Annotated in this window: 10 protein-coding genes; 5 read left to right on the forward strand and 5 right to left on the reverse strand. The window is 47.8% G+C overall.

All coding sequences use genetic code 11. The features are described from left to right. Window positions 1-12: 12 nt before the first annotated feature. Window positions 13-603 carry a DUF4373 domain-containing protein gene (locus tag NBH15_RS23355; protein WP_244050641.1) on the forward strand — a complete coding sequence of 197 codons (591 nt, stop codon included), beginning with the start codon at window positions 13-15 and terminating at the stop codon, window positions 601-603. Here NBH15_RS23355 and NBH15_RS23360 read toward each other — a convergent pair. Further along, complete coding sequence (locus NBH15_RS23360) at window positions 487-2082, reverse strand: MutS-related protein (protein ID WP_128135099.1); 1596 nt, start codon at window positions 2080-2082, stop codon at window positions 487-489. The genes NBH15_RS23355 and NBH15_RS23360 overlap by 117 nt on opposite strands. 122 nt (window positions 2083-2204) lie before the next feature. On the opposite strand from NBH15_RS23360, the gene NBH15_RS23365 reads away from it, so the two are divergent. Further along, a complete protein-coding gene (locus NBH15_RS23365) occupies window positions 2205-2990 on the forward strand; it encodes an inositol monophosphatase family protein (RefSeq protein WP_128135098.1) in 786 nt (261 codons plus the stop codon). A gap of 1 nt (window position 2991) precedes the next feature. On the opposite strand, the gene NBH15_RS23370 is transcribed toward NBH15_RS23365, so the two are convergent. The 4 genes from NBH15_RS23370 to NBH15_RS23385 all read right to left on the reverse strand — a co-directional run bounded on the left by NBH15_RS23370 (window position 2992) and on the right by NBH15_RS23385 (window position 5779). Continuing rightward, complete coding sequence (locus tag NBH15_RS23370; RefSeq protein WP_128135097.1) at window positions 2992-3942, reverse strand: calcium/sodium antiporter; 951 nt, start codon at window positions 3940-3942, stop codon at window positions 2992-2994. Continuing rightward, complete coding sequence (locus NBH15_RS23375) at window positions 3942-4337, reverse strand: DUF3127 domain-containing protein (protein ID WP_009859820.1); 396 nt, start codon at window positions 4335-4337, stop codon at window positions 3942-3944. Before NBH15_RS23375 ends, NBH15_RS23370 begins: the two co-directional genes overlap by 1 nt. A 66-nt stretch (window positions 4338-4403) precedes the next feature. Then, window positions 4404-4781, reverse strand: a complete 378-nt coding sequence (locus NBH15_RS23380; protein ID WP_128135096.1) for a MerR family transcriptional regulator — start codon at window positions 4779-4781, stop codon at window positions 4404-4406. 14 nt (window positions 4782-4795) lie between these two features. Further along, entirely contained in the window at window positions 4796-5779 is a 984-nt protein-coding gene (locus NBH15_RS23385; protein WP_128135095.1) for a M23 family metallopeptidase, read from the reverse strand. 96 nt (window positions 5780-5875) lie between these two features. Here NBH15_RS23385 and alaS point away from each other — a divergent pair, with 96 nt between their 5' ends. The 3 genes from alaS to NBH15_RS23400 form a co-directional block, all read left to right on the forward strand. Continuing rightward, window positions 5876-8503: an alanine--tRNA ligase gene (gene alaS, locus NBH15_RS23390; protein WP_186961617.1), complete on the forward strand. Its 2628-nt coding sequence runs from the start codon at window positions 5876-5878 to the stop codon at window positions 8501-8503. A gap of 289 nt (window positions 8504-8792) precedes the next feature. Next, window positions 8793-12419, forward strand: a complete 3627-nt coding sequence (locus tag NBH15_RS23395) for a glycosyl hydrolase 2 galactose-binding domain-containing protein (protein WP_250823676.1) — start codon at window positions 8793-8795, stop codon at window positions 12417-12419. A gap of 307 nt (window positions 12420-12726) precedes the next feature. Continuing rightward, on the forward strand, window positions 12727-13166 hold a 440-nt coding region (locus tag NBH15_RS23400), incomplete at its 3' end, for a PD-(D/E)XK nuclease family transposase (RefSeq protein ID WP_250823677.1).

The raw sequence follows: 13166 nt of genomic DNA on the forward strand, positions 1-13166 counted from the left end.
TTTATAACAATCATGGCTAGACCTATTAAAAAAGGACTGGATTATTTTCCGGTCGATACCGATATATTTGAAAATATACAAGTACGTAAACTGAAAAGCCGCTACAAGTCGTTTGGTTTCCTGGCTTATTTTACGCTCCTGTGCGACATTTACAAAAAAGAGGGGTATTTCCTGCAATTGTCGGATGATTATGTGTATGACCTTGCTGATCGTTTGGGAGATACGGAAGAAAAGATTCAGGAAAGATACATTTTAGTTGTAAAACGATGCAAAAATCCCATTTCCGAAGAGTTTAATTGCATTAACATCGTGGAAAATGCTGTTAATGTATCAGAAACGGGGGTTTCTGTTACAGAAATGCGACAAAGAAAAGAAAAGAAAAGGAAAGTAAATATACAACAGCAACAACACGCGTGCGAGGAGCCGAAAGAAGAACCGCAGAATTTGGGTGAAGAGCGTGAGCAATGGAAAGATGCTTTGCGAGAACTATCTGCCTTCTATCTGTCGGATAACGGAGTAGGCATCTTCTATCAATGTAGCTGGGTAATCATTTATTTCCAGAATACGGATGGCGTTCCGCTGGTAGAGGTTGCCTGCCTTTAATTTATAATCGAACGAGAGAATGCCGTTGGCTATCGTTTCACAGAAATGATACAGGTCGTATTCGTTTTTCAGGAATGTTCCTAATTCCGCATCGTGAGTGGAGACAATTACGATGTTGTTCGAGGTGTTCAGGTATGACAGGACTGCTTTGGCAGCCGCTATCCGCTCGGTGGTGTTGGTTCCCTTGAATATTTCGTCCAGCAGGAAAAGGTTGATATGTTCGCTCCGGCTGCATGATAGCATATCGCGTATCGACTCTACCTCTTTCAGATAGAAACTTTTGCCGTCGGAAAGGCTGTCGGAAAGCATCAGGGCGGCATGGATCATGACAGGCGCTTTCATCTGCATCCGCCGGGCAAAAGCCGTATGAAGCGTCTGTGCCGCCAGCATATTGACGCCCAGGGTACGGATGAAAGTAGTCTTTCCCGACATATTCGAACCGGTAAACAAGATGGAACGGCCTTCGATCCGGATCGTATTGGCAACACAGTTTTCAAGCAGGGGATGACACATCTCATCCGTCTCCATCCGCACCTCGCCTTCCGGCTTTTCCGGCAGACAGTAATAAGGCAGACTCTTTCGCAGAAAAGCGACCGACGACAGGCTGTCTGCCAACCCGACAAAACGAAACACCGTCTCTATCTGCCGGTTCTTATCTTTCAGCAGGGTGATCACCTTATGATAGGCGATCGGTTCCGCCAGAAAGAAGATCTTGACGCATTCCATGATCGCCCAAAGGATGACGGCCGGGTCGCTGTCCATCTTCGATTCCATCCGCAGGTGGCCGCTCGCCTTTCTCAGTGTTTCCAATGAAGACAGCGCCTCCGGAACCTCTTTGCCGAGTTCTGTGAAAAGCGGGTTCTTCGATAGTTTGCCCGAAATATTCAGCAAACGTATCAGTTGGGGGATGGATATCAGAAAATTCAGGTTGTTCGGCTTGTTCCCGTAATGAATAACGCCGTTCACAAGTATTGCTGCAATCAACAAAAGCAGCCATGCTCCCGCCTGATAGAAATACAACAATAGAAGGAAGAAGCTCGGCAGGAAACCACAAACACGAAACAAGATTTTCCTCCATACAGGAACAGCCGGAAATCCTATACCCATCAGCGACGCAATACTATATGCTTCATAGGCATTCAGGATTTGCAGGTCTTTGACAAGTTCTTCCTGTAAATCCGGATGCGACGACAGCTTGTTTATAAGTGCTTCATGCCGTTCTATTTCGCCCGCTTTGTCCGGGATGATCCGCATCAGGTTGTACAGATACTGCTGCCCGACGCGTGAGGCGGTGCGGTCGGAAAACATGAAAAGATCCTCGAAACCCAGGTCGGAGCAGGTCTGGTCGGACAATACGCCCAAAGCATTCCGGTGCGTATCGAAACGGAAGAAGGAAGAGATATCGAAGAAATTATAACTCTCGGCCTTCTCTTCTCCCTTATAGCTTGGAGTCTGTTTCCATGGTTTCCGGATATTCATAGATCGTAACTGTTTTATGTCTTGTGTCAAAAGTATATCTTTTTCGTTAATATTCAGTACTACCCGTATTATTTAGTTCCAAAATGCGTATGTTTGTCACAACAAAAAGATAAAAAGAGGATATGCTTAATTTAGAAGAACTTTGTACCCAGGTACAACAGATAGCCCGGCAAGCCGGGACTTTCCTGAAAGAAGAACGGCGTAAGTTCGACCGTACACGTGTAGAAGAAAAAAGTGCTCACAATTACGTATCGTATGTCGACAAGGAATCGGAAAAATGGCTGATCGCCCAACTCTCCGCCTTGCTTCCCGAAGCAGGCTTCATCGCCGAAGAAGGCAGCGGCAGCCTGACAGACGAAAACTATTGCTGGCTGGTAGACCCGCTGGACGGGACCTCCAACTATATCCACGATGTCGCCCCTTACTGTGTCAGCATCGCCCTGCGTAATAAAGAAGAATTGCTGATCGGTGTCGTTTACGAAGTCTGTCGCGACGAATGCTTCTATGCCTGGAAAGGCAGTAAAGCCTATCTGGATGGCAGGGAAATACACGTATCAGACGTCTCTGACTTGGATAAAGCCTTTATCGACCTGGGATTTCCTTATAACTCCGATGCTTACCGCCCGGTGGCCCTCCGCCTGGTCGACCGGTTATACGGTTTTGCCGGAGGAACGCGCCTGATGGGAGCGGCGGCTGCCGAAGTCTGCTATATCGCCGCCGGACGTTTCGAAGCGCGTATCGAAGCCTGGATCGGTCCCTGGGATATAGCGGCAGGTGCCCTGATCCTGATGCAGGCCGGCGGCAAAGTGACCGACTTCAGCGGTGGCGACAACTGGCAGTCGGGAGATGAAGTGCTTGCCACCAATGGAGCGATGCATGAGACGCTTATGCGGCTGGTCAGGGAGTAACTTATCCTTTGACCAGATAGATCATATAGGCAATATAGCATAGGACCATAACAATCCCTTCGAGGCGTGTTATGGTACGCTTTCTGATAAACAGCCCGAACAGGTAAAGCAATACGCATGAACCGATCAGAACCCCGAGGTCCACATTGGTAATACCTTTCATGTTCAGCGGACTGATGGTCGCACTGCAACCCAATACAAAAAATATATTGAACAGGTTCGAACCGATCACATTCCCGATCGCCATCTCCGGATTTTTCTTCAAGGCGGCAACGACCGAGGTGGCGAGTTCGGGCAGGGAAGTTCCTCCGGCAACCAGCGTCAGGCCGATAATAGACTCACTGACACCCAAGCCACGCGCAATCCCTGATGCTCCGTCTACGAAGAACTGCCCTCCATAAATCAGACCTACCAGGCCACCGGCAATGAATAACCCGGATTTCCATACGGGCATCAATTTGATTTTCGTCTCTTCCTCTCCGTTCCCGTTATGTGCAATGGCAAATGTATAACCCAGAAAGATCGCAAAGAAGCAGAGCAGCAGCATCCCGTCGCTGCTGCTGATTGTATTTTCAGTCGCTCCGTTTATCAACACGTCGTTTCCGCAGATAAATAAAACGACAGATGCCAGGATACATAACGGAATCTCTTTGCTGAGCGTCCCTTTATTCATCCCGATGGGAACAATGGCTGCCGTGCAACCTACAATCATAAGGGTATTGAAAATATTACTTCCGACAACATTCCCGATGGCCATATCCGCACTTCCTTTCAGTGCCGATACAATGCTGACGGTCAGTTCGGGGGCGGATGTACCGAAGGCTACGATCGTTAATCCGATAACAAGAGAGGAGATGTTAAAACGTTTGGCTACCGAAGCAGCCCCATCGGTCAGTGCATTTGCGCCGACCAAGATGAGGAGTAGTCCGCCGATCAGGGCAACGATATCCATTAGAATGGCAGATCGTCGATCGGGTTAGCCGGGCCGAAGTCGGGAGCGGCAGATGCTGTCGGGGCAGATGCCGGTGCAAAGTTTTCCGGTGTCATGGCTCCTGGTGCTGACTGGGGAGCGCCTGCCATCGGACGGTCTACCTTCCAGGCACTGATGTTGGTGAACCAACGTCCCTGATACTCGCGGCTGTCTATATCGAATGATACTGTCAATTCTTCTCCGGGTTGAATAGCTGCTTGTTCGATGCGGTCGGCACCGAAGATCTGGAAGCAGACTTTCTTAGGGTATTGGTCGTGTGTTTCTAATACGTATTCTTGTTTTTTCCACTCGTTTCCAGCTTTGCTGGTTCCGCTCTGCGCTGGCAGTACGGCGATAATTTTTCCCGTAATTTCCATGTTTATTGTTCTATTAAATTGTCGGCGAAGGTACGCTTTTCCGGCGTAACCTGCTAATTGTTTGACTTAGATTTTCTCTTCCTGAGGCAATTCGGAAGGGTCGAGCGCATCGAAGGCAGCTTTCATAGAGAGCAGTTCTTCCTTAATCAGCTTCAGCTTATTAACGATCTCTTCCTGCCGGATGGTTGTCTCCCTGTTATCCTTTAGTTTTTGCCGGGCACCAGCCAAGGTCATTCCCCGCTCTTTTACCAGATGGAAGATCAGGCGGACGGCGTCGATGTCTTCCTGCTTATAAAAACGGGTTCCTTTAGGCGTCTTGCGCGGACGGATGATATCGAATTCTTTCTCCCAGAAACGCAGTGTCGATTCGTTCACGTCGAACATCTGCGCCACCTCGCTGATGGAGAAATATAACTTCAGATTTTTATCTTTATTTAATGCCATTGTATTAAAGATGTTTAATCCATTACCTGGCCATGGTTTTCTGCAATCTGAATCATACGGTCGTATTCTTCCGGTGTCAGGTCCATATAGTAGTATCTGGATGGGTTATCGTGTTTACCACGAACTATCACTTCATAATGCAGGTGCGGGCCGGTCGATTTACCGGTGTTACCTACTTCTCCAATCACTTCGCCGCGTGTCACTTTCTGTCCGACGCGTTTTCTGTATTTGCTCATATGACCGTATAATGTCTGGAATCCATAGCCGTGATCGATCATCAGACAGTTTCCGTAGCCCTGTTTCCAGGCGGCAAAGGTGACGACTCCATCGCCGGTTGCATAGATTTCCGTTCCTACTTTGGCGGAGAAGTCCATGCCGGAGTGGAAACGCGGAGTTCGGTAGATCGGGTCGATACGTACACCGTAGCCGGATGCCGTGCGACGCAGGTCCTTGTTGGAGATTGGCTGGATGGCAGGGATGCAGCGGCTGCGTTCTTCCTGGTTCTTACCCAGTTTAATCAACTCTTCCAATGAGTTGGATTGTATATAAAGTTGTTTGCTGAGCATGTCCATCTTCTGGGTGGTGGAGACAACCAGCTCCGGATTGGACAGGTTCAGCAGATGTTCGTAGCGGTTGGTTCCCCCGAAACCTGATTTACGCACCGATTCGGGAATGGATTCGGCCTGGAAAATGGCGCGGTACAGGTTCTCATCCCTTTGCTGTATATCATCCAACACTTCCAGCGCATTGGTGAGACGTAATGAAAGTACTTCATACTGAGTCTGCAACAGCTTGTTTTCCTTCTTCATCAAAGACTCGACCGGCGAATCGATCGTGTACATCATAATAAAGAATACACCGATACCGATTGCCGCACCAATGCTCAAATGACGGAGCACAATGAAGAAACGGTCTTTGGCGGAGGGGTAAACACGGTCGTAACTGAGCGTGTTCGGGTTATATAAGTAATATGTTTTTCTTGTTTTAAACAGTTTCATTGAATATTTTATTGCTTGGATACGTGCAAAAATAATAATTTGCAGTACTTTTGCAAATTGTTTTTCAGAATATTAACGAGAACTATATAATAGATTATGTTGACAGCAAAAGAAATTCGTGAATCGTTTAAAGAGTTCTTCGCTTCCAAGCAGCACCAGATTGTACCGTCTGCTCCTATGGTCGTGAAGGGGGACCCGACATTGATGTTCACCAATGCGGGCATGAACCAGTTTAAGGATATAATCCTGGGAAATGTACCCATTAAATATTCACGTGTCGCGGACTCGCAGAAATGTCTTCGTGTAAGCGGTAAACATAACGACCTGGAAGAGGTAGGACACGATACCTATCACCACACGATGTTCGAAATGTTGGGAAACTGGTCGTTCGGTGATTATTTCAAGAAAGAGGCTATCGGATGGGCATGGGAATATCTGGTGGATGTCCTGAAGCTGGACCCGAAACGTTTGTATGCAACCGTATTCGAAGGAAGCCCTGCCGAAGGTTTGTCGCGCGACGACGAAGCTGCCGGCTACTGGGAACAGTTCCTGCCGAAAGATCATATTATCAATGGTAACAAACATGATAACTTCTGGGAAATGGGTGATACCGGTCCTTGCGGTCCCTGCTCGGAAATTCATATAGACCTTCGCTCTGACGAAGAACGTGCCGTTTCTAGCGGTGCAGAGATGGTAAACAAAGACCATCCGCAGGTAATCGAGATCTGGAACCTGGTGTTTATGCAGTTCAACCGCAAAGCCGACGGTTCGTTGGAACCGCTGCCTGCGAAGGTGATCGATACGGGTATGGGATTCGAACGCCTGTGTATGTCATTGCAGGGTAAGACTTCCAACTACGATACCGATGTATTCCAGCCGATCATCCAGGTGATTGCCGAAAAGACCGGAACAAAATACGGTGACAACAGACAGCAGGATGTGGCTATGCGCGTTATTGCCGACCATATCCGTACAATCGCGTTCTCTATCACAGACGGACAGTTGCCGTCGAACGCAAAGGCCGGTTACGTAATCCGCCGTATCCTTCGCCGTGCCGTTCGTTACGGTTATACGTTCCTCGGACGCCGCGAAGCTTTTATGTATAGCTTGTTGCCTGTCCTGATCGAGACGATGGGCGATGCTTATCCCGAACTGGTTGCCCAGAAGACGCTGATCGAAAAGGTAATCAAGGAAGAAGAAGAATCGTTCCTGCGCACGTTGGAAACAGGTATTCGTCTGCTGGATAAGAAGATTGAAGAAACAAAGGCTGTCGGAAAAACCGTTATCAGCGGTGTGGATGCCTTTACATTATATGATACATACGGATTCCCGTTGGACCTGACCGAACTTATCCTGCGTGAAAACGGCATGGAAGTGAATATCGAAGAGTTCAATGCGGAAATGCAGAAACAGAAAGAACGTGCCCGTAATGCGGCTGCTATCGAAACCGGTGACTGGGTGGTCCTGAAAGAAGGCGAAGCTAAGTTTGTTGGTTACGACCTGTTCGAATGTGAAGCCGAAATCCTGCGTTACCGTAAAATCAAGCAGAAGAATAAAGAGTTGTTCCAGATCGTTCTCGACCAGACTCCGTTTTATGCAGAGATGGGTGGACAGGTAGGTGATACCGGATGGCTGATTGCCGACGATGAGAAACTGGATGTTGTAGATACGAAACGTGAAAACAACCTGCCGGTACATTTCGTCACTCGTTTGCCGAAAGATGTAACAGCTACTTTCACGGCTAAGATCAACGAAAAGAAACGTATCCAGTGCGAATGTAACCACTCGGCAACTCACTTGCTGCATGAGGCTTTGCGTGAAGTATTGGGCACACATGTTGAACAGAAAGGTTCGTATGTTTCTCCCGAAGCGCTTCGTTTCGACTTCTCTCATTTCCAGAAAGTGACTGACGAAGAAATCCGCCGGGTAGAAAAGCTGGTAAGCGAAAAGATCCGTGCCAACTATCCGTTGGAAGAGCATCGCAATATGCCGATTGCCCAGGCGCAGGCTTTGGGTGCTATGGCGTTGTTCGGTGAAAAGTATGGCGAGGAAGTACGTGTCGTTAAATACGGTTCTTCTATCGAGTTGTGCGGTGGTACGCATATCCCGGCAACCGGTATGATCGGTTCGCTGCGTGTGATTGCCGAAAGTTCTATCGCTGCCGGTGTACGCCGTATCGAAGCGGTGACGGCCGAAGGGGCGGAAAACTATACCTTCATGTTGCAGGATTCCATGCGTGAGTTGCGTGCTTTATTTAATAATGTACCGAACCTGGCACAGACAATCCGTAAGTCGATCGAAGAAAATGCCGAGCTGAAGAAACAGGTTAGCGACTATGTAAAGGAAAAGGTCGCTATGTTGAAGAAAGAACTGATCGCCAAGGCTGTTGAACGCCACGGAGTGAAGGTGGTTGTTTTCCGCGGTGAGGCGAATGTAGATGCGATCAAGGACCTGGCCTTCCAGATCAAAGGTGAAAGCAATAGCGAAGAGAAAGTATTCTTTGTGGCCGGTATCAAGGACGGTGCAAAATGTGCATTGATGGTGATGCTGAGCGAACCGCTTGTTGCCGAAGGACTGAATGCCGGTAAACTGGTAAAAGATGCAGCCAAACTGATTCAGGGTGGCGGTGGCGGACAGGCCCACTTTGCAACTGCCGGCGGTAAAAACTCCGACGGTTTAGCCCAGGCCGTAGAGCAGATTCTTGAAGCGGCTGATTTGAAGTAAAAGAACATCGCATATATAGCGACGGGAGTAACTTTTCCCCTCTTGAGAGGGGGCAGGGGGTGTGTTAAAGCAAGTCTTATGGCAGAATTATAACACACCCCTTATCCCCTCTCAAGAGGGGAAGAGATACTTTCGTCGCTATAAGTTTGTTTCTCCGCCTGTTGTTCCCTTGTTAAATACCGATTATATACCTTTTTTATATCTAACCTTTTCCTATTTGCATAGAAATCACTGTTTTTAATGTATATTTGCCTATGCAAAAAATACAAATCAAATAGACTTTCATCGTATGAAAATGTGTAAACAGCAAAAAGTCTCCCGTATCCTCACGCTCTGTGGAGCAGCAACGACTTCGTTGTTGCTTTGGGGTTGTAGTGGTGCAGGGGCGACAACCGAATCGTTTGAACGTTCGGACTACTATACGCGTGGTATAGGGCAATATCCCGGTAACCCGAAGGAGGATTTCTCTCCTGATTTGGCTCCGGATAAGTCAAATTATCGCAATATAGCCCTTCTGCGTTCGGCTTTCAACTCCTCCAGTCATGACTATAACCTGACGGCGCAGTTAGTGACAGATGGTATTATAACCGACCGGCAACCACAGTATTTAATACTATCGACTCCGGCCGGTGAGGTTCCCCGGCGTGAACGCGAATGGATGATCGACGAAGGTCCGTATTCCCGGAATACATTTGAAGGGGCGGATACTTATTTCCAGTTTACATTGAATAATTACACTAAAACGGCCGACAAGCTGGTGCTGACAGGAACTCTTATTTATGACGACCAGTTGGCAAAAGACGGTTATGAAATTATCTGCCAGGGTTCCAATGACGGACAGAACTGGACCGAGGTCGGCAAACTGAGCGGTAAAGGACTGCCGGGCGACGCTGTACGGTATCGTATACCGGTAACCGACCCGAACAAGCAGACCGAACAGATTTCCATGCCGGTCCGCAAACTGAATGAAACCATAGCATTCGATAAAGAGGCGAATTACTCCAATTACCGTGTTCTATTGAAGATGGCCGGTGCTCATAGCTGGGTGTTTACGGCAGCCGATTTCTATAATAAAGGCGGAATGGTGGAAATGAAACCTTCTCAATTCTTCAATAGTGCCTGGATGAGTGCCACAACGGGAGAAGAATGGTTATATGTAGACCTGGGTAGTCAGTCTGAATTTGACAAAGTCGTTTTACGCTGGATAAACAAAGCCGTAAAAGGTAAAGTACAGGTTTCCGATAATGCAGAACAGTGGACGGATGTCGCTGAACTTCCCGGTGGGGAGGAACTGGTCGATGAAATTTCGCTGAACGGCAAAAAGAATGCGCGTTATGTGCGTATCCTGATGCAACAGCCGGCCAACGACAGTCGTTATATCCTGAGCGAACTGGAAGTGATGGGTAAAGGTGGCCTGGTTCCGCAGGCTGTGGCTGCACCTGCCGCATCGAAAGGCGAAATCTATTTGTCCGGCGGCAACTGGAAACTTCAGCGTGCATCAGAAATAACGGCTACGGGAGAAGAAATTTCGGCTCCCGGCTTCAAACCTGAAAACTGGGTTGTTGCCACTGTGCCGGGAACTGTCTTGAGCAGTTACAAGAATATTGGTGCCATTGCCGATCCTAACTATGCAGATAATCAGTTGCAGATATCCGAGTCGTTCTTCAATTCCGATTTCTGGTATCGTGACGAGTTTGAGGTGCCGGCCGACTTTAAACAGGATCGTGTGTTCCTGAATTTCGACGGTATCAACTGGAAGGCGAATGTATATGTAAACGGAAAACAGGCTGGCCGCATTGAAGGCGCCTTTATGCGTGGCAAGTTCGATGTAACGGACCTGATCGTTCCGGGTAAGAATGTGGTAGCCGTAGAGATCATCAAAAACCAGCATATCGGTGCTATCAAAGAGAAGAATGCACAGAGCACGGACTTCAACGGCGGTATTCTGGGTGCTGATAACCCGACATTCCATGCAACGATCGGTTGGGACTGGATCCCGACGATGCGTGGCCGTAATATCGGTATCTGGAATGATGTCTTCCTGACAACGACCGGAAAAGTGACGGTAGCCGATCCGCTTGTTAAATCGGTTCTGCCGTTGCCCGATACGACTTCTGCTAAACTGACGGCGGAAGTGATCGTAAAGAACCATGATGCAAATGCGGTAAAAGGTATGCTGGAAGGCAAGATCGGTGATATCACATTCCAGCAGCCGGTGGAACTGGCAGCGGGCGAAGAGAAAACGGTTGTCTTCGATGCAAAGGATTTCGCTCAGTTGAATGTTCAGAATCCGCGTCTCTGGTGGCCTAAAGGCTATGGAGAGCCTAATTTGTATGATGCCAACTTCACATTTAAAATAGATGATAAGGTATCGGATGCCAAAGACTTTAAAGTCGGTATCCGCCAAATGACCTTCAATGAGGATAATCAGATTTTGAGTCTCTTTATCAACGGCCGTCGTTTTGTTGGCCGGGGCGGTAACTGGGGATTCAGTGAGTCTAACCTGAATTACCGTGCACGTGAATATGATATTGCCGTGGCTTACCATGCCGATATGAACTTCACGATCATGCGTAACTGGGTGGGTATGATTGGTGATGAAGAACTGTATGAAGCCTGCGACCGCCATGGTATCGTGGTTTGGCAAGACTTCTGGCTGGCGAATCCGGCTGACGGTCCTGATCCTTACTATCCCGAAATGTTTATTGCCAACGCGGAAGATTATGTGAAGCGCATCCGTAACCATGCTTCCATCGGTATCTATTGCGGTCGTAACGAAGGTTTCCCTCCCGAACAGATCGACAAGGCGTTGCTCCGGATCATCAAAGAAGATCATTCGGATATACATTATATATCCAGTTCGGCTGATGATGTAGTAAGTGGCCACGGCCCGTACCGTATGCTTCCTGCAAAGGAATACTTCACATTGAAGACCGGTAACGACAAGTTCCATAGCGAACGCGGTATGCCGAATGTGCTGACCTACGAAAGTATGCTCCGTACCTTCTCTCCGGAAGGTATCTGGCCGCAGGATAATCAGTGGGGTATGCACGACTATACCCGTGAAGGTGCACAGGGTGCTACTTCTTTCAACGAGATTATTGCGAAAGGATACGGCGAACCCCGTAGCGCCAAAGAGTTTTCCGAACTGGCGCAATGGGTGAACTATGACGGTCACCGCAGCTTATTTGAATCCCGCAGCCAGAACCGTAAAGGTTTGCTGATGTGGATGAGTCATTCCTGCTGGCCTTCTATGGTATGGCAGACCTATGATTATTACTTCGAACCGACAGCCGCCTATTTCGCTATCAAGAAGGCTTCCGAACCGTTGCATATCCAATGGAACCCGGTAACCGATGAGGTAGAAGTCGTAAACTACAGTGGTGGCAACCGTAAGGGTTTGACAGCTAAAGTACAGGTGCTGAATATGGATGCTTCCGTAGCTTGGGAGAAAGAAGTCACTACTGACAGCAATGAAGATACGACCAACAAATGTATCCAGCTGGAATTCCCGGATAACCTGTCGAAGGTTCACTTTATCAAGATGGTCTTGACTGAAAACGGAAAGGTTATTTCCGAGAACTTCTATCACAGAAGCCTGGAAGAAAACAACTACCAGGATCTGCGTAATCTCCCGAAAGTAGCATTGAAGTCCGATGTCACGACAAACAAGGGAACTGATGGAAACTGGAACGGTACAGTCGTTATCGAGAATACTACTTCAACACCGGCATTAATGATTCGTGTAAATGTTGTGGGCGACAAGGATGGCGAGCAGTTCCTTCCGATGTTCTATTCCGACAACTACTTCGCTCTGCTTCCGGGTGAAAAGAAAGAAATCAGCTTCCGTTGGAAAGACGAAGATACCAGAGGCAATGCACCGAAAGTGGTTGTGTCAGGATATAATGTAGAATGATACTGATAGATTTTAGATAAAAACCGTTCACCATCTGCTGCGTGTAGGACAACTGTTTGTTTTCTAGTTGTTTGACGGTGAATAGCGGGGGTGAAAGGTTTGTGGAAAAGGTGAATGGCTGCTAACAACCATTCACCTTTTCTGCTAAGAATTGAATCGCCTTTTCTTTGAAGGGAAAGAGGAGGGTTTACTTATTTCTGACTGTGAATCAAAAAAAGGTATTCTCCACTGTTGGAATAAATAAAATATTGCCTACATTTGTCCCGTTACCTGCTATCGGGTAATAAACAACTAAAACTATTGACTTATGGAAAAGTATGTGAACATCATGCTCGACAAGGCTTTTAAGACCGTATTTGGTGAAAAGCAGGTAGCAATCGACTTTATCAACGCCACGCTCGAGGGCGAACGCCGGGTAAAAGACCTGACCTATCTCGATAAAGAAATCCAACCCGAAGTAATAGAACAGCGCACGGTGATCTTCGATCTCCTTTGCGAAGATGCGGACGGGAGCAAATTTGTACTTGAAATGCAGAATTGTCCCCAACATTATTTCTTTAACCGTGGATTTTATTATATTTGTCGACTAGTCTCTCGTCAGGGAGAGAGCGGAGCTGACTGGAAGTATAGCTTGCTTCCGGTATATGGCATCTACCTGTTGAACTTTAGTCTGCCTGAATTTCAGAGTTGGCGCACCGATGTGGTGCTGGCCAATGAGGCGACAGGTAAAACTTTTGGCGAGGTCAA

The sequence above is a fragment of the Parabacteroides caeci genome (assembly GCF_023656795.1).
GTDB lineage: Bacteria > Bacteroidota > Bacteroidia > Bacteroidales > Tannerellaceae > Parabacteroides > Parabacteroides segnis.

Excerpts from the sequence above, each read along its gene's own strand:
- NBH15_RS23360 (WP_128135099.1), bottom strand. The coding sequence starts at position 2,082 with ATGAATATCCGGAAACCATGGAAACAGACTCCAAGCTATAAGGGAGAA.
- NBH15_RS23395 (WP_250823676.1), top strand. The coding sequence starts at position 8,793 with ATGAAAATGTGTAAACAGCAAAAAGTCTCCCGTATCCTCACGCTCTGT.
- NBH15_RS23385 (WP_128135095.1), bottom strand. The coding sequence starts at position 5,779 with ATGAAACTGTTTAAAACAAGAAAAACATATTACTTATATAACCCGAAC.
- NBH15_RS23365 (WP_128135098.1), top strand. The coding sequence starts at position 2,205 with ATGCTTAATTTAGAAGAACTTTGTACCCAGGTACAACAGATAGCCCGG.
- NBH15_RS23380 (WP_128135096.1), bottom strand. The coding sequence starts at position 4,781 with ATGGCATTAAATAAAGATAAAAATCTGAAGTTATATTTCTCCATCAGC.
- NBH15_RS23375 (WP_009859820.1), bottom strand. The coding sequence starts at position 4,337 with ATGGAAATTACGGGAAAAATTATCGCCGTACTGCCAGCGCAGAGCGGA.
- NBH15_RS23355 (WP_244050641.1), top strand. The coding sequence starts at position 13 with ATGGCTAGACCTATTAAAAAAGGACTGGATTATTTTCCGGTCGATACC.
- NBH15_RS23370 (WP_128135097.1), bottom strand. The coding sequence starts at position 3,942 with ATGGATATCGTTGCCCTGATCGGCGGACTACTCCTCATCTTGGTCGGC.
- alaS (WP_186961617.1), top strand. The coding sequence starts at position 5,876 with ATGTTGACAGCAAAAGAAATTCGTGAATCGTTTAAAGAGTTCTTCGCT.